Annotated in this window: 15 protein-coding genes and 1 riboswitch; of the genes, 5 read left to right on the top strand and 10 right to left on the bottom strand. The window is 35.6% G+C overall.

Annotated features, from left to right (window positions below; all coding sequences use genetic code 11):
* Position 1 precedes the first annotated feature (1 nt).
* Positions 2–1,777, bottom strand: a complete 1,776-nt coding sequence (locus O5637_RS07865; RefSeq protein ID WP_269603997.1) for a diflavin flavoprotein — start codon at positions 1,775–1,777, stop codon at positions 2–4.
* A gap of 293 nt (positions 1,778–2,070) precedes the next feature.
* Here O5637_RS07865 and alaS point away from each other — a divergent pair, with 293 nt between their 5' ends.
* The gene (gene alaS, locus O5637_RS07870) at positions 2,071–4,731 is read left to right on the top strand and encodes an alanine--tRNA ligase (RefSeq protein ID WP_269603999.1); all 2,661 of its coding nucleotides are present in this window, start codon (positions 2,071–2,073) and stop codon (positions 4,729–4,731) included.
* Between the two features lies 1 nt (position 4,732).
* Here the strand turns inward: alaS and speA are convergent, their stop codons facing one another.
* On the bottom strand, positions 4,733–6,676 hold the full coding sequence (gene speA / locus O5637_RS07875) for a biosynthetic arginine decarboxylase (protein WP_269604001.1): 1,944 nt from the start codon (positions 6,674–6,676) through the stop codon (positions 4,733–4,735).
* Between the two features lie 142 nt (positions 6,677–6,818).
* Here speA and ndk point away from each other — a divergent pair, with 142 nt between their 5' ends.
* Entirely contained in the window at positions 6,819–7,274 is a 456-nt protein-coding gene (gene ndk / locus O5637_RS07880) for a nucleoside-diphosphate kinase (protein WP_269604003.1), read from the top strand.
* Positions 7,275–7,312: 38 nt separating this feature from the next.
* Here ndk and thiO read toward each other — a convergent pair whose 3' ends face one another.
* Entirely contained in the window at positions 7,313–8,416 is a 1,104-nt protein-coding gene (thiO, locus tag O5637_RS07885; protein ID WP_269604005.1) for a glycine oxidase ThiO, read from the bottom strand.
* A 99-nt stretch (positions 8,417–8,515) separates the two neighbouring features.
* On the opposite strand from thiO, the gene gatB reads away from it, so the two are divergent.
* Positions 8,516–9,991 (top strand): Asp-tRNA(Asn)/Glu-tRNA(Gln) amidotransferase subunit GatB, encoded by a 1,476-nt coding sequence (gatB, locus tag O5637_RS07890; RefSeq protein WP_269604007.1) that lies wholly within the window; start codon positions 8,516–8,518, stop codon positions 9,989–9,991.
* Here the strand turns inward: gatB and coaE are convergent.
* Entirely contained in the window at positions 9,988–10,632 is a 645-nt protein-coding gene (gene coaE / locus O5637_RS07895; protein WP_269604009.1) for a dephospho-CoA kinase, read from the bottom strand. The genes gatB and coaE overlap by 4 nt on opposite strands.
* Before the next feature lie 15 nt (positions 10,633–10,647).
* Between coaE and argJ the strand changes: the two genes are divergently transcribed.
* Positions 10,648–11,910, top strand: coding sequence for a bifunctional glutamate N-acetyltransferase/amino-acid acetyltransferase ArgJ (gene argJ, locus O5637_RS07900; RefSeq protein ID WP_269604010.1), 1,263 nt, complete (start codon positions 10,648–10,650; stop codon positions 11,908–11,910).
* 656 nt (positions 11,911–12,566) lie between these two features.
* Positions 12,567–12,714: riboswitch (cobalamin riboswitch) on the top strand.
* A gap of 11 nt (positions 12,715–12,725) precedes the next feature.
* Entirely contained in the window at positions 12,726–13,358 is a 633-nt protein-coding gene (locus O5637_RS07905; protein ID WP_269604011.1) for a HupE/UreJ family protein, read from the top strand.
* Between the two features lie 419 nt (positions 13,359–13,777).
* Here the strand turns inward: O5637_RS07905 and O5637_RS07910 are convergent, their stop codons facing one another.
* The 6 genes from O5637_RS07910 to O5637_RS07935 form a co-directional block, all read right to left on the bottom strand.
* A complete protein-coding gene (locus tag O5637_RS07910; RefSeq protein ID WP_269604012.1) occupies positions 13,778–15,268 on the bottom strand; it encodes a DUF4214 domain-containing protein in 1,491 nt (496 codons plus the stop codon).
* A 518-nt stretch (positions 15,269–15,786) separates the two neighbouring features.
* Positions 15,787–16,377 (bottom strand): hypothetical protein, encoded by a 591-nt coding sequence (locus O5637_RS07915; RefSeq protein ID WP_269604013.1) that lies wholly within the window; start codon positions 16,375–16,377, stop codon positions 15,787–15,789.
* A 137-nt stretch (positions 16,378–16,514) separates the two neighbouring features.
* Complete coding sequence (locus O5637_RS07920) at positions 16,515–16,847, bottom strand: hypothetical protein (protein WP_269604015.1); 333 nt, start codon at positions 16,845–16,847, stop codon at positions 16,515–16,517.
* On the bottom strand, positions 16,835–17,071 hold the full coding sequence (locus tag O5637_RS07925) for a hypothetical protein (protein ID WP_269604017.1): 237 nt from the start codon (positions 17,069–17,071) through the stop codon (positions 16,835–16,837). The genes O5637_RS07920 and O5637_RS07925 overlap by 13 nt, the downstream gene beginning before the upstream one ends.
* A gap of 187 nt (positions 17,072–17,258) precedes the next feature.
* A complete protein-coding gene (locus O5637_RS07930; protein WP_269604019.1) occupies positions 17,259–17,438 on the bottom strand; it encodes a hypothetical protein in 180 nt (59 codons plus the stop codon).
* Between the two features lie 193 nt (positions 17,439–17,631).
* Entirely contained in the window at positions 17,632–17,862 is a 231-nt protein-coding gene (locus O5637_RS07935) for a hypothetical protein (RefSeq protein ID WP_269604021.1), read from the bottom strand.
* Positions 17,863–18,050: the final 188 nt, after the last annotated feature.

Genomic DNA, 18,050 nt, shown 5'->3' on the forward strand with positions numbered 1-18,050 from the left:
GTTAATAATTACTACCAACTCTTCTGTGATGAACTGCTGTTTTACTTTGAGTATTAGATAAATTACCTTTTTCAACTAATGAATATATGATCCAATGATCTGTTGTCTCCATTCTTTGAATAACTTTACATGAAAGAAATGCCAGTGCGTCAGATAAAACTGGTCCCCCAGCTGCAAGATCATTCATCAATTCAACTCCTTCAAATCGATTAGCACCTGGTGGAAAACGTTTTAAAAAGTGTCTGAAGAGGTGCAAATAGTTATTTTCTTGAAGAATATTCAGAACAAAACGATCATTGACTTGCAATAGTGATTCAATGGCTCTGTCTTTGGCTACCGCTACGGTTATTCCAGGGGGTTCAAAACTTGCTTGGCTAACCCAACTTGCAACCATCGCACCGTCTCGACTGTCCGCGCCTTCACTATCTTTTGCTGTAACAATGTAGAGTCCACCGCTTAAGCAACCAAGCGCTTTATTTAAGTCTCCATCAAGGCTTTTAGTAGCTGCTAAATTTTTCTTTCTAGTAAGAATCTGACCTAAATCTGTACCAGCTTCTTCAAATTCTTGGTAAACACTTTTGTTTGGCTCGTCACGAACTCGAAGTGGTTTAAAAGCTTCTTTTTGTCCAAGCTTTCTTAATTGGTTAGTAATAAAGTCAATAGGCTCTTCATTTCCGCCATAGGAGTCATAAGTAGCTACCCACTGCTTTTGTTTTAAGGATGCAAGTAGGGTTCCAATGTTGCTTTGTAATTCTGAATCAGATTTGATAGGCCACGTTGGCACAACGACTGCACTTGCGTCACTAATTAGAGCGCTTAACTCCTGAGTGTCTGAAGCTATAAGATCAACTAATTGGACTTGAGCATTTGCCTTGCCTATGCCATGAGCAATTGCTTGACTAAGCCGATCACAAAAACCATATTGGCTCAGATAGCAAACCACAGCGTAATTCTCGCCTGTACTTCTTTGACTACTCCACTGTCTGTAATTATTTAGCCATAACTGCGTATTAAAATTAAGGATCGGTCCATGCCCAACACCAATAGTCTTGATGTCTGGCAATGCATCAATTTTTTTTAATGCCTGAACTACGCTACGGGCATTAGGACCCATGAGGCAGTCGTAATAAAATCGAAAATCTTCATTTAATAGGCTTGGATTCTCGTCATAGAGTATTTCTGAACAATAATGTAAACCAAACGCGTCACAAGTATATAAAACTTGTGTACCGTGATCAAAAGAAAAAATAGTATCTGGCCAGTGTAGATTTGGTGCACTAATAAATTCAATTTTATGTTCAATTCCACTGATTGAATTAATTTCTAAGTTGAGTTCCTCGCCACTTTTGACTGCTCTTGAACTAAAAGGTTGATGAATTTGGTCTTCTAGAAATTTGATAGCTACTTTAGATGCGACGATTTCAATATTTGGATTTAATTCAATTAAGTATTTAATTAGTCCTGAATGATCTGGCTCTGTGTGACTGACTATTAAATAATCAATTTCTGTTGGATTGATTTCTTGTTTTAGTTTTTCAAACCAAATATCTTGAAACTTCAAATGACTTGTATCAATAAGTGCTGTTTTTTTGCCTCTTATTAAAAAGCTATTGTACGTAGTCCCATTTCGAAGGCCAAATTCAATATCAAATCTGCTTCGATCCCAATCCAATGATCTTAACGTGTGCGTATCTGCAGCAATTTTTTCATATTGCAGTGAAAGCTTAGGACCATCACTTTTCTGATTTTCTAAAGCTGTCGATTCAGTAAAAATCATGTTCCCAAAGACATTTATTAGAAGAAGCCTGAAGGTCGCAATAAATCAGGCTGCTAAGTGAAAATACCTAGATCATTTTTACCATAATAGGCTATTGGGGTTTGTAAGTGTGATACTGCTTCCCGTAAATAGTATTTGTTTGCAATAGGGAAAGTTCTCGACTGATGTTTTTTGAATATTTTGTCTTTCGAAGTCTCACGGGTTTCCATTTTGTTATTGTTTAGGGTGAGTTGAGCAAATTTGACGTTTTTTGTGATTGTTTTCAAAAACCTTTTTAGAGATATTTTTTAGGTATGCAAAAAAATTCTTCCTCCTCAATGAATCCGCCATTCCTTTCCGGAGATGAGATAAGAGAAGCATTTATCAACTTTTTTACCCAACATAATCATAAGAAACTAGCAAGTTCTTCTTTGATTCCAGATGATCCAACAGTTTTATTGACAATTGCGGGGATGTTACCTTTTAAGCCTATCTTCTTAGGATTAAAAGAGTCTTCCACTCCGAGAGCAACATCCAGTCAAAAATGTATAAGAACAAATGATATTGAAAATGTAGGGAGAACTGCAAGGCATCATACTTTTTTTGAGATGCTGGGTAATTTTTCTTTTGGTGATTATTTTAAAAAAGAGGCAATTCAATGGGCATGGGAATTAACTACTGAGGTTTTTCGACTAAATCCAAAAAATATAGTTATTAGTGTTTTTGAAGAAGACTCAGAAGCAGAGCAAATATGGAAAGAAGTTGTAGGGGTTGATGCAAAAAGAATTATCAGAATGGGTGCTTCAGATAATTTTTGGTCATCTGGAGCTACAGGACCTTGTGGTCCATGTTCGGAACTTTATTTTGATTTTAAACCTGAATTAGGAAGTGATGGAATAGATCTTGAAGACGATAGTCGATTTATAGAATTTTATAATTTGGTTTTTATGCAATACAACCGAGACTCAAAGGGCAATCTAGAACCATTGGCGAATTGTCATATTGATACAGGAATGGGCTTAGAAAGAATGGCTCAAATTTTGCAGGGGAAATCTAATAATTATGAAACGGATCTTATTTTTCCTCTCATTGAGTCAGCGGCTTTATTAGCTCAAATTAATTATGAAACTACAAATAAAAAAAATAAAACATCATTAAAAATTATTGGAGATCATTGCAGAGCTGTCACTCATTTAATTTGTGATGGTGTAACTGCTAGCAATCTAGGGCGAGGCTATATTCTTCGTCGTCTTATACGGCGTATGATTCGACATGGTCGACTGGTAGGCATTAACCAGTCGTTTTTACCTCAGCTAGCTGAAGTTGCTATTGAGTTGATGAAAAATGCTTATCCTCAATTACTTGAGAAAAAGAAAATCATTCTTAATGAGTTAAAAATAGAAGAATCTCGTTTCCTTGAAACTCTTGAACGGGGAGAGAAACTTTTAGCAGAGATAACAGCTCATGAATGTGATCTTATCTCTGGTGCTCAGGCATTTGAGCTTTATGATACTTATGGTTTTCCTTTGGAATTAACAGAAGAGATCGCGAATGAAAAAGGCATTTCTGTTGATATTAATGGTTTTGAGAACGAGATGGCAAAGCAACGTAAACGTGCAAAAGATGCTTCTGTCAGTATTGATTTAACTGAAGAAGGTTCAATTGAAAGAGAAATTTCTTTATTTGATGAAACAAGATTTGAGGGATATGAAAAATTAAACACTACTTCAACTGTTATAGGCATTTTTAAAAATAATGAATTAGTGAAACAAGCTGCTGAGGGTGATTTAGTCAAGATTATTGTTAATAGAACGCCTTTTTATGCTGAGTCAGGTGGCCAAATTGGAGATCAAGGCTTAATAACGTCTCAAGATCTAGAGGTGTATATAGAAAATGTTAGAAAAAAGAAGAATATTTTTATTCATTCTGGAATTGTTAAAACTGGAGTTCTCAAAGTTAACTCACCTGTTCAGATGAATGTTACTCCATCTTTTCGTCAACGAACTACATCAAATCACACCGCTACACATCTATTGCAATCAGCTTTAAAGTTATCTATTGACTCAAGTGTAAGTCAAAGAGGCTCGTTAGTTTCAAATGATCGATTGAGATTTGATTTTAATGCTCCAAAACCTTTGACAAAAAAAGAACTTGAAGATATGGAAGTACGAATAAATCAATGGATTAACGAAGATCATCCAATTCAAATCAAAACAATGCCAATTAAGGAGGCTATGGCTTCTGGTGCTTTGTCAATGTTTGGCGAGAAATATGGTGATGTGGTACGTGTAGTTGATGTCCCAGGTGTTTCTATGGAGTTATGTGGAGGAACCCATGTAACTCGCACGTCACAACTAGGTACATTTAAGATTATTAATGAGACAGGTATTGCTTCAGGTATTAGACGAATAGAGGCAATAGCTGGTCCATCAGTTTTAGATTATTTTAATGAACGTGATTTGGTAGTTAAGGAGTTAAGTAAATCATTTAAGGTTCAATCATATGAAATTGTTGAGAGAGTTTCATCTCTTCAAGTGGAATTGAAAGATAAAACCAAAGAACTTATCAAAGTAAAGAATGAACTCGCATTAGCGAAGGCATTAGGTTTGGCGAGTTATGCAAAATCTGTTGGTAAGAGTAAATTATTAATCAGACGTTTAGATGGAGTTGACGGATCTGGATTGCAATCTGCAGCTGCAAATTTGATAGATCATTTAGGGAAGTACTCTGCTGTTGTTTTTGGAGGCATTCCAAATCAGGAGATCGATAATAAATTAGTTTTTGTTGTTGCATTTTCTCCTGATTTAGTTTCAGATGGTTTTCATGCCGGCAAATTTATAAGTGGGGTTGCAAAAATGTGTGGTGGTGGTGGTGGTGGTCGTCCAAATTTGGCTCAAGCTGGTGGTAGTCAACCTCAATCGTTGGATCTAGCTTTAGAAAAAGCTAATGATGATTTGACTCAACAATTGTCTTAATTTAGCTCTGTAGGTAAGTACTTTGACGGAGGCTTGCTTCTACATGCTCTATTAGTTTTTGTGCATCATGGATTTTTAGATGCCCGCCTTGAATAGCTGATTCGCTTGATTTTCGTAATCGCTCTAATAATATTTCTGGATCATGTTCTAAATATTCAAGAACATTTGATTTTGTATTCCCACGAATGACATGCTCAACTTTATATTTCCCTTTTTCTGTAAATCTTATATGGACTGCATTAGTACTCCCAAATAAATTATGTAGATTTCCCATTACTTCTTGATAGGCGCCACCTAAGAAAAGACCAATTAGATATTTTTCGTCTTGATTAAATTCATGAAGAGGTAGCAAATTTTTAATTTTTCCATTATCAATAAATTGATCAAGCTTTCCATCTGAATCGCATGTTAAATCTGCAAAGTGACCAAGTTTGTTCGGTTCTTTGCTAAGCCGATGAATTGGCATAATTGGAAAAACTTGATCAATGGCCCAAGTGTCTGGAGCTGATCTAAATACGGAAAGATTTGCGTAATAAGTTACGGCTAACCTTTCACTTAATTTCTTTAGTTCTTTAGGTAGAAGTATATTTTTTGGTAACTGATTAACAATTGTTTTTGCACAGGCCCATGTCAACTGTTCAGCTTTTGCACGTTCAACTAAATCTATATAACCCAGACGAAAAGCTGCTAGTGCATCTGCTTTAAACTTAAGAGAATCATTCCATGCTTCTTGTAGTTTGGCTAAATCTTCTTCTTGCTTAAGTTCTAGAGAATTTATATGGACTAATGTTTCACGTAAATTTCTGACAGAGAGACATTCTTTTTCGTCTTCTTTAGGAATGTCAGAAGGTAACGAATTTATGCCTAAAATATTGAAGATTAAGATTGAAAAGTGACTAGCAATAGCTCTCCCACTCTCCGTAATCAAAGTGGGTAGTGGTATCTTTTTTGATTCACAACACTCTTTAATTGTTGCTACTACATCATTTGCATAATTTTGAAGTGAGTAGTTAGTAGATGCTATTGAGGCTGTTTGACTTCCATCGTAATCAATTCCTAAACCACCTCCAACATCTAAGTATCCCATGGGTGCCCCAAGATTAATTAATTCGGCATAAATTTGTCCTGCTTCTTGTAAAGCATCTTTTAAAACACCTATATCGTTAATCTGACTCCCTAGATGAAAATGTAAAAGCTTTAATTCATTGAGAAGATTTGCTTCTTTTAACCTTTTGATTGCTTTCAATATTTCTGGAATTGAAAGTCCAAATTTCGACTTTTCACCAATCGAGCTACTCCATCTTCCACTGCTTTGACTTGATAGTTTGGCTCTTATTCCTATGAGTGGAGAGGCTCCGAGTAAATGACTGGATTTGATTATAAGATCAACATCACTTGCTTGTTCTATAACTACTATAGGTTGACGTCCAAGCTGACGTGCTAAAATAGCTGTTTCAATATAACGTTGATCTTTATATCCATTACAAATTAGTAAAGCTTTAGGATCTTCTAGTGTTGATAAAGCAATTAGTAACTCTGTTTTGCTTCCAGCTTCTAAGCCAAAATTCCATTTGGAACCACAGGTGATTAATTCTTCAACAACGTGACGCTGTTGATTACACTTGATTGGAAATACACCTTGGTATTTTCCTTGATATTGATAGTCATTAATTGCTTTTGCAAAAGCTTTATGTAAGTTTTTTAAGCAGTCTTCGAGAATGTCGTCAAATCTTATTAATAGAGGAAATTTTAGTTTTCGACTTTCGAGTTCATCTAATAGTTCCATCAAATCATGAGATTTGTTTTTGGAACCGTTAGGACAAATACCAATATTACCTTTTTCATTGATTGTGAAATAACCTTTTCCCCATCGATCAATCCCATAGAGATCTGAGCTGTTTTGGATAGTCCAAGAGAGAGATTGATTAGTATTTTTCACAGCCATTTATGCGATAACAAAGTTGCCAAGTTTTGATCATTCACGATTAATACAATTAAATCTAAGAACAGTTTTATTAAGTGTCATGTTTTACTTGCCAAGATGGTAGTTTTGGGAAGACTATGGCTTCATATTATTGAATACCGCAATGACTTTGGAAAGAACTTTTGTTGCTATCAAGCCAGATGGTGTGCAAAGAGGTTTAATCGCTGAGATTCTTGGTCGTTTTGAAACCAAAGGATTTAAATTAGTAGGCCTAAAGCAACTCACACCAAGCAAAGAACTTGCCGAAAAACACTACGGTGTTCACCAAGATCGTCCTTTCTTTTCAGGTTTAGTTGATTTCATAACAAGTGGTCCTGTTGTAGCGATGGTTTGGGAGGGTGAAGGTGTTATTGCAAGTGCGAGAAAATTGATTGGAGCAACAAAGCCTCTTGAGGCTGAACCTGGAACTATTAGAGGTGATTTAGCTGTGAATATTGGTCGTAATGTCATTCATGGTTCTGATGGTTCTGATACAGCGGTATTTGAAATTGATCTATGGTTCCAGAAAAATGAACTTGTTGATTGGAACCCATCAGATCAATCATGGAGAGTTGAATAAATTATTTCTGAACTTCACAATCTTTTGGTGAGTGGTTTTTAAAATCTGTCCCATCTGAATTGGGACAAAAAACTACTTTCCTCATTACTTAAAGAGCTCGAGCAAATAGATTTTCCTATTAATTCTGCAGTTATCGCTGCCAACAGAACTCCATTGCGATGATGCCCAGTAGCAAGCCAGAGTCCATTAATTGATGACATTCCCAGTAAAGGTCCTTCGTCTGGTGTGCATGGACGGAAACCCCACCATCTCTCCATATGAGGAAGTTGATTCAGTTCAGGGATAAGAGATTGAATTCCTTTTTGTAGCTCGCGTTGTCCTTTTGGAGTAAGTCCTTTTTGGAAGCCTGCCTCACGCTCACTAGTTGCTCCTACGATTATTAGGCCGTCATCTCTTGGAACTAGGTAAATGCCAGGTCCAAAAATAATTCTTTTTAGAATTTGTTTTGGTCCTTGAATAGATAACATCTGGCCTTTAACAGGAAAAATATGGAGTGTTTTGAATATTTGTTTGCTCCAGGCTCCGCAGCAGAGAACGGCCTCTTCGCTTTTTAAATGATTGATATTTCCATTGATGTCTTTAATTTTGACCCCATTAAATTGATTTGAATCTTTCATTATTTCAATAACTTCAACTCCTTCTTGAAAGTGAACACCTAATTCAACACAAGCTTTTTCAAGAGCTCTCATTAAAAGTCTTCGATTATCGATTTGACCGTCCTGTCTAAAAAGTAAACCTAATTTCCATTTTTCTGAGAGTCCTGGAACTTCTTGAAGGAGCTCATTCCTGTTTAGCTTTTCACCAAATTTATATGTTGGGTAGGATTCACAGTCTTTAAAGTTTTCAAATGGTACAACAATCCCACAAGTTTTAAGACCACATGACATTTTGCTATTTGTCTCAATGCTTTCTATCCATCTCGGGTGTCTTTGAAGACTAATTTGACCAAGACTTAAAAGCTCACCTGTAAGTCCCTCAGCGTGAGGGGCTAGCATTCCAGCAGCTACAAATCCTGCTGCTTCACTTCTACTTCTACTTAAAATTTCTACGCGTTTCCCTTTTTGAGCAAGTTCATGGGCTATTGCAAGACCCATTAATCCTCCTCCGAGGATTAACAATGGTTTTTCATTTAAGATACCCATTGCTTGGATTTGGAAAATGTTATTTTCAATGTTTTAGATTACGTTAGCTTCCATGACTGAGCTTTTCTTTCATAAGATTCATATATCTAGGTCAAATTAATGTCAGAATCAAATGTTTCTTGGGAAGTTGTAATCGGATTAGAGACGCATGTGCAGTTGGGAACTAAGAGCAAAATATTTAGTAGTGCATCAACCAACTTTGGTGACGATCCAAATACTCATATTGACCCAGTGGTATGTGGCTTACCAGGCACTTTGCCAGTCCTAAATAAAAAGGTTCTGGAATATGCAGTAAAAGCTGCGATGGCTTTGAATTTAAATATTGCCTCTCACAGTAAATTTGATAGAAAGCAATATTTTTATCCAGACTTACCAAAAAATTATCAAATATCTCAATTTGATGAACCAATTGCAGAAGATGGTTGGATAGAGGTAGAAGTAGCCGAAAAAGGAAAAGAAACTTATGTAAAAAAAATAGGTATTGAAAGATTACATATGGAGGAGGATGCTGGAAAACTTGTTCACGCAGGTAGTGATCAATTGTCAGGCTCTACCCATTCTTTGGTTGATTACAACAGAGCAGGCGTAGCACTAGCTGAAATAGTTAGTAAACCTGATTTAAGAACAGGTAGAGAGGCTGCGGAGTATGCAGCTGAAATTAGAAGAATTATGCGTTATCTGGGAGTATCTGATGGGAATATGCAGGAGGGGTCTTTGCGATGTGATGTGAATATTTCAGTTCGACCAACTGTTAATGATCCATTTGGTACAAAAGTAGAAATCAAAAATATGAATTCATTTTCAGCTATTCAGAAAGCATGTGAATATGAAATTAAGCGACAAATTAAAGCTTATGAATCTGGAGAAGAAGTAAAACAAGAAACGAGGTTATGGGATGAAAGTAAGCAACTGACTAAAAGCATGAGATCAAAAGAAGGCAGTAGCGATTACCGTTATTTTCCTGATCCTGATTTAGGTCCAATTGAAGTCAGTCATTCTTTAAAAGAAAAATGGCGCTCAGAATTACCAGAATTGCCAGCCGCAAAAAGGAATAGATACGCAGCAGAACTTGGCCTTTCTATTTATGACGCACGAGTTTTGACTGACGAATCTTCAATGGCTAAATATTTTGAAAAAGTTGTTAATGAAGGTGGAGCAGCAAAATCTTCGGCAAATTGGATAACTGGAGATATAGCAGCATTTATTAAAACTAATAGATTATCATTTGATCAATTATCTTTTAAGCCAAATGAATTAGCAGAAATGTTGAAAATGATTGAAGCAGGAGAAATAAGTGGAAAAATTGCTAAAGAAATTTTGCCTGAACTATTAAGTAACGGTGGTTCTCCAAAGCAAGTAGTCAAAGAACGTGGTTTAGGTATGATTGGTGATCCAAAAGTTATTGAGGAAATTATTGATAAATTGATCCTTAATCATCCTAATGAGGTTGAATCTTTTAGAGCCGGGAAGAAGAAATTGCTAGGTTTTTTTGTGGGTCAATTAATGAAAGAAACAAAAGGTAAAGCGGATCCAAAACTTGCCAATCAAATATTAAATAAAAAGTTACAAGGCTAGAAATTATATAATTTTTTTAATTGCATTTTCCATTTCTCATTATTATTAGAATTATTAATTATATGATCTGAAAATTGTTTTTTTAAATCGTTTTCCCATTGGGCATCTATTCTTTGATTAGCTTCTTCAAGACTTAATTGACCTCTTGACTGTAGTCGTTGTAATTGCATGCTTCTAGAGCAATCTATGTAACAAATTTCACTACATAAATTCGTATAATTTTTTTCAAATAGAAGTGGAATAATCAAAATTACTTCTGAATTTGATTTTAATTTTTCTAATTCTTCGTCAATTCTTGCGTTGACAAATGGATGTATTATTTCCTCTAACCACTTTTTTTCAATATCATTTTGAAATACTATTTGGGCTAATATTTTGCGATTAATACTTTGATCATTTTTATTCGAATTTTGAATTATTCTACTTCCATATCTTAATAAGACTTTCTGGGATATTTGACTTCCAGTTTTCAATGCTTCATGAGCATATATATCGGCGTCTAAAATAGGCCATTGCTTGGATTGAGATAGAAAATCTCCAATCATCGTTTTTCCACTGGCAATACCTCCAGTGATACCTATTCTTCTTTGCTTGCCTTTCCATCGAAGGCAAAGTTTGTTGGTTTGTTTTTGGTCAATCATTAATATTGATAGTAAGTGAAAAATGCTCTTCTGAATTTGAGTCTTTTGACATCTTCTGTATGGTCTCCAATCTCTGGTGGTATTACTACCCCTGATGGTTTTTTAGCAGCTGGTATTTCCGCAGGACTGAAGCCTTCTGGGAAGAAAGATCTTGCTTTGCTATATGCCCCTGATGGTGCGTGTTGCAGTGGAACATTTACTCAATCACTGACTCGTGCTTATTGCGTGGATCTTTGTATTGGTCGACTTCAGGCATCTGAGGGAAAAATACGTGCTGTAGTTATCAACTCTGGACATGCAAATGCTTGTACAGGTAGTAGAGGCAAAATTGATAGTGAAGTCATAACACATGAGCTTGCGAAACGCCTGGGATTATCTAATGAAGAAGTTTTGATATGTTCCACGGGTGTAATTGGCGAGCCAATACCTGTTGACAGGGTTAATAGTCACTTGGATCACCTTATAAATAGTTTAGATAAGGAGGCATACCTAGATGCGGCGAATGCAATTTTGACCACCGATCTTCAGGTAAAGCAAATTGCATATCAAGCAGTTTTAGGAGGAAGACGAATATCTATTGGAGGAATGGCTAAAGGCTCAGGTATGATTCATCCTTCAATGGCAACAATGTTGAGTTATATAACGTGTGATGTAGGCGTAGATTATAGTTTATGGTCGGAGATGATAAAGCGAGTTGCAGAATCATCTTTTAATGCTATTACAGTTGATGGAGATACGAGCACGAACGATACCTTTTTAGCTTTTTCTTCTGGAGAAGCATTAGATAAAAGATATCTACCCTCTCTTGAAGAGGGATTACATTTAACAGCTCAACACCTAGCTAAAGCGATCGCAAGGGATGGAGAAGGGGCTAATTGTTTGCTTGAGATTCAAGTTGAGGGGGCTCCAAGTGATTTAGATGCTCATGCAATAGCTCGTACAATTGCATCATCCTCTTTGGTTAAAACAGCAGTTCATGGCTCCGATCCTAATTGGGGAAGAATTATTGCAGCACTTGGTCGTGCAGGCATATCTTTTAATTTAAATGATGTCAAATTATGGATTGGACCTTATGAAATATTTTCTAATGGAACACCTCACACCTTTGATAGGCAACTAGTGAGTAACTTTATGAAAGCAAGATTAACAGGGAAATATTTGATCGATGATCTTATAAGTATTCGAGTAAGTATAGGGATTGGGAAAGGCTCGGCTACTGCTTGGGGCTGTGACTTGTCTGATCAATATGTACGCATCAATGCCGATTACACGACTTAGCTCGTAAATGTAGTCATATCAATTGAGTATAATTGTAAATATTTTTTGGTCACACTTTGGTCACAGTTGATTTAAACGTATCTTTTCAGAAATGATTTAAGTATGCTCAAGATTTATTGTAAGACTCTTAGAGAATTTGCTTAGACAGTAAACAACAAAGAGCAATAAAAAACGAATTTGACAGCTCAGCTATAAGGAAGTTTAGAAACTTTTAAAATTATTTTAATAGCTCTAAATAATGCATAGAATCTTTAATTAACTGAAAATAAAAACGATTATCATTTTAATTATCTATGAGCATAGAATTTTATATCCATTGATATAATAGACTTTTAGCTCTTCTTATATTACAGTTAGAGATGTAAATCAAAGTTACTATGATTAAAAATTTCTTTAAGTATAGAGTTTTAAGCTATGCAATTATTTCCAATGGAAATGAAGAAGAAGTATGTCCAGGATGTGGCTGTGTTTGTCCCTGTGAATGTTCAGAATGCGACGTTTGTTCACCTTGCAAAGATCATTAATATTAATGCGATTACAAAACGTAAATCCTGATCTATGTTATGCCAATTGATTGTAGGGATTAATTTTTTGGTCATACTTTATTCACCTTTGATTTAAATCTATCTTTTTAGACTCTCTGCTCAAAGAACAATTAGTTCAGTTGTTACTGAGGTTCCAAGGGGAAACAGCCATTGGAGGTAACGGGGAAAAGCGGTGAAAGTCCGCTGCTGTCCCGCAGCTGTGAAGTATCGATATTCATCGATATCAGTCAGAACGCCCGCCTTATTTCACAATTCGACGAGGATCGATCTATGACGTTTCCCTATTTTGGGCGTAAGCAATTTCTTGCAGCTTTTCTTCCACTCTTGTTTTTGTTGACTTTTTTAGTTGCTCCAGTGTTCGCTCATCATCCTTTTGGTATGGGAGATAGTGCTGGGCTGTCAGCTTGGCAAGCTCTGCTTAGTGGCGTCGGGCATCCATTACTTGGACCTGATCATTTGCTTTTTATGCTAGGTATAGCTCTTATTGGGATCAAAAAAACGAAGCAATGGGTGTTCCCTCTTTTAGCGGTTGGCTTGGCAGGTAGTGCATTAGTACAGTTGCAGCCATTACCTGATGTATTAGCTTCTTGGGCAGAAGCTCTTGTGTCTTTATCTTTAGCGATAGAAGGATTAATTGTTCTAAATCTTTTGAGCTCAAAATGGCTGTTACCAATGTTTGCTTTACACGGCTACTTACTTGGAAGCACAATTGTTGGTGCTGAGCCTACTTCTCTCATAGGTTATTTCGTTGGTCTTCTTCTTGCACAAGGATCGTTACTTTTACTTGTAACAGCAACTTCTCAAAAAGTGATCAATAAATTTGGTATTAATAGTCGTAATTTGTGGGCTGGGATTTGGATAGGCATAGGACTTGCATTCTCTTGGGTTGCTCTTGTTCCATAACATCTATTAGGTAATAGATAGAAAGGAGGAATTAGATGATACTGATCCCCCTCAATCTGTTTTTGTTCACACCTTGTTCACAGTTATATGTCGGACAACAAGGTTAAGACTTGTTTTTCAGCCACTGGTCACAGTTTGTTCACGCTAGTCTCATCGCTCAAAAGCCTTGCTATTACTGAAATATTGAGATATGTTCGTATCAATGCCGATTACACTATATAGCAAGTGTGATCAAATAAAACTCAGTTGTGCTAATGGATTTTGACGGTGTTATATGTGCACCTTTGAGGAGTGTGATGTAAGTGTGATTTTATTACGAACCTTGCATGGCTATTTCTAGAGGTGAACCGTGGTTCATGTCTAGATTTTGAAAATATATTTATTTACTACTACTATTAAGTTATTTGTGAATTAAATAATCAGTATAAACCAGTGACCTCACTAAAGAGTAGTTGATTTTCATTTGATTCTGCAAAACCTAAAAGTAATTCACTTCTATCTTCAAGTCCATTATTGAGTTGTCCAACCCAGTAGTTATATCCATCTAAATCTGGTTCTCGATCAAGAATATTTTGATAAAGCGTTTTCACATATTGTTCATTTGTGACATCCTCTCCATATTTCTCTTTGAATTCATTGGATCCCAAGAATGATTCTGCTACCTGTCTATCAGTATTTTCTCCTGATCCATTTTTCTCAATCCAGTACTCAAGTCCATCAGAATCAGGAAACCGGTTAAAGGCAGCGTTATAAACGCGAAACATCTTTCCTGTGACATCGTCTTTTGCTTTGATTTGATCAAAGGTTGCTTCTATTTCAGCAATGGCACTCACTGCTTTATCGGCAAATTGAAGTTTGGGAATACCAGTGATGTCATCAAAACCAGTCTCTGTTTCAATTTCGATGGAGCCATCACTTCTTCTGAAGAATTCGTATTCCTCTAATTTTTTTTCAAAAGTTTTAGAAGTATTAATTTTACTTGGATCAACCCATCGATCATCAATATGGACTACTGGATCGAGCCAATCTGGATAGTCTTTTGGATCTCTAGTTTTAGCAATGTGTTTGATGTAATCAAAATCTTCCTTTGCAGACTCGCCTTGAGTTTCTTTAAGCAAAAGGGCATATTCTTTAGTACCTCTTAAAGGCATATCCTCTGGTGGATTTGCTATAAAAATATCATTTATCTCTTTTCCTCGGGCATCCTTACCAGTAATCTCAATAGATTTATCTTGAGGTCCATCAGATGAATAAAAAGCTTCTGTGTAATTGACTTGCTTTGCGACTTTTTCTATGTATTGCTCTTCACTTTCCCAGACAAATTCACCATCAAAAAAACCTTGAGATTTTATTTCCTCAGAAATTGATTGTGGACCTGGGCCTGCAATTGGTCGTATTTCATCTTCAGGTGCCATCAGATAATCACCTTTGCTACTCCACCAAAGTTGACCATCAAAATAGCCTTCTGGGTTATTCCAAGGAAGCAATCCAATTTGACTTTCTAACTGAGGATCAGACGCTAAAACAATTTCTGATTCTGATTCTGAATTTGATTGAGATGCTTCTTCTGTTGTTTCCTGATTATTGGTAGTACTTTCTTGATTTGGATCAGGGACTAAACTCAATTCATAATCAGTTTCATTGGCCCACCACTGTCCACCTCTAATTACACCTCCTTCAGGTTTTGGTGGTGGATCATTTTCTGAGGTGGTTTCTTGATTGGATGATGTTTCTTGACTATCGGTAGTACTTTCGTGATTGGATGATGCTTCTGTTGTTTCCTGATTATTGGTAGTACTTTCTTGATTTGGATCAGGGACTAAACTCAATTCATAATCAGTTTCATTGGCCCACCACTGTCCACCTCTAATTACACCTCCTTCAGGTTTTGGTGGTGGATTATCATCCATGAAAATTTTTTTGGAGATTATACATTAAAATTCGTATACCTTGTATATTTTGTATATAAATTGATTGCTTTTTTTTAGAAATAAATCTAAGAATATTTTTGATACTAGTTGTTTTGCAACTTATTGATTATTACTAACCTGTATAAGAAGTATAAGGAGAGTGTGATGAATTGCTTTATTCGAATCATAGAAAACTAGTAGACATCTACTGTTTATCGACTCATTTTGCGAGTGTGGTTTAAATCTAGGGTAAGTGTGATGTGAGTGTGATTTATTTTGATAGGTCTTACTTAAGTGATAGTAAGTGATCTAAAGAATGTTTATTACTAACCTGCTCAATTATTAGAATCAATGCCGATTATACAACCTAGCTTAGAAAGCTAGATATAGAAAAGGTTTTAAAGGAGGCAGTAAGGAAGGGTATCACTAAGGTAACAGTACTAAAAGACATATCCTTTGGTCCTGTGTACTGACTTGTTAAAGGGTATGAGGGTAAATATAGTCCTGGCTTATACGTTTTAGAAAGAGAAAAAATCTTCTGTTCGTCTTTTCTGAACCTGTAAAAAATTATTATTTTTTGAACTATTGTTAGTTGATAATAAGGGATCAATATAACTGATTTTTGTTATTTTAGTTTGAGATTGATTTGATGATTTTATTTGAGCCATTGATAATAAAGATTTTGCCGATTGATTTTCTGTCTTGATATTGACATGACTAGTGTTCACTCCTTTATATGAATTTTGGATAGATTGGATCCTTAAAAGACTTGATCCTCCTATGGCTACAACAGCTAAACTACCAATCCTCCAAAATTTTGAAGGTGGTATGAAATTTAGTTTTTTAATATTTGGCTTTTCTAATTTTTCGTGATTCACTTTTGCTGACTCAAGAGTTAATTGATCTTCTGACTTTTCTTTGACTAATTCAAGATGTAAATTATCGTCTACTTTTTCAACAAATTGATTTGTTTGATTGTCGAGGATATTGTTAAAGTAATAACCTATTAATGCAAAGACAACTAATAGAAAAAGTATAAATATTGCATCTGTAGGAATTGAAATTGTACTAGCATCGGTCAACTCAAGCTCAGTGATTCCAATGGACATTTAAAATCTATAACTCTATTTATTAAAACTACCTCTAAAAAATATGGCTAGACTTCTTTACTTATATATTTAATTTCAATGCGTATTAATACTGGCTATACAATTTGAAAGCGTGATTAGTTTTAGAAAGAGTTTTATTAGTTTGCGCCCATTACTTTTATTTGATTACCAGCATCACAGAATTTCATCAACTCCTTTTCATACTCATCAGTAAACGTTTCGACTCTTTTTGCATACACGGCATCTGCATTTAAGTCTTCGATCATTTCATAACCGAAGAACTCCAATAATTCCTCTTGATTCTTAAAGCATCGATCACTCCATTCATAATTCTTGTTCCCCTTCGCATTTTCATACTCATAGCACTCGTAAAAATACTCAGTTCTATATCGCTCAACTAATGCAAACTTTTTTTGCTCCTCCTCTGGGAGTTTGTTGTAAATACTCCACCCAATTATCAAGACTGGCATACGTCTGCATCTTCAACTTTTTTATTCCACTCCTGGAAACTTGAACTGCAATTGGGTGAAGGTTGTTCGCGAATACCTTTTAACTTTTTCCATCTGATGTAGAGAGCACCAATCAACCAACTTTCAGTTAATGATTTTGCACCATTCTTTAGTAGGTTATTTTGTTTCTTATTGAATTTTTCTGAGTCAAGAAGTTCTTGTTTCCATTCTATTTTTTCAGTCATTGATTTTTGCCCTCAACTTGTAGAAGGTTTCTTCACAGCGACAAGAAACACCCTTGTAGTGATCTGGGAAAGATTTCATCCAATTAGGAATTGCCATCGTCACGGGATGACCGCCTTTGATGTGAAAGACAACCTCTTTGTTTTTTTTGTCTATGAAATGCGGAGGAAGACTCATATTGCTACCTATTCATTTCATCAATACCTTTCTATTAACCACTCTGCAAAAGGGATTGTTTGATTTTGCGACCTTATCAGCATCCTCAAACTTTTCTACATGCACTATTTCTTTGATGACCATCCCTCCAACGAAACAAGAAACTTCAACTTTCATTGTTGACCTCCTCCCAGTCGGGAATGAAGAGTTCATTTTGAATTGAAATGTCTATGAAAACCTATTCCACGTCTTAAAGCAATAAAGTGTTCAATCAATGATTATGTTGGATAGATTCTTTCTTTGCTGTTCTTGATTGATGCAAAGTTTAGCGAACATGAACCCAAGTCTGATTCATTGTTTAGACGAAACTTTTCTCATATATCTCGAAGAACTGCAAAAACTTAAATTAAATTTTCAATTTTGTATTATCACAGACATTAACTTCATCTAATTCTGGAAAAAGTATGTTGATATAGGCCATTATGATCACAACTAATGGAGGCATATTTGTTGTATCATCTTTCGTGAGTCGCTTAAGCTCGGACAAGAACCCCTTAGCTTCTCGCTCGCTAATTTTGTATTCTGGGTTCTGTTCGACTTGGTCCACGAGAGATTGGATTTGATTAGCAGAATCCATTAATTAATATATTGTTCTATGCCAATAAAACGAATGAGATATTTGACTACAAGCATAGATTAAGAAAACTTATCATCTCTTTAACGATGACTTTAGACCTGGTTGATTTGGTATCCATATTTCTGTTCTATACTTCATATTGCTCATGAAATCTTTTATGTATTCTTTGAAGCATAATTCGATTATTC

Source organism: Prochlorococcus marinus str. MIT 0917 (genome assembly GCF_027359575.1).
Classification (GTDB): domain Bacteria; phylum Cyanobacteriota; class Cyanobacteriia; order PCC-6307; family Cyanobiaceae; genus Prochlorococcus_B; species Prochlorococcus_B marinus_D.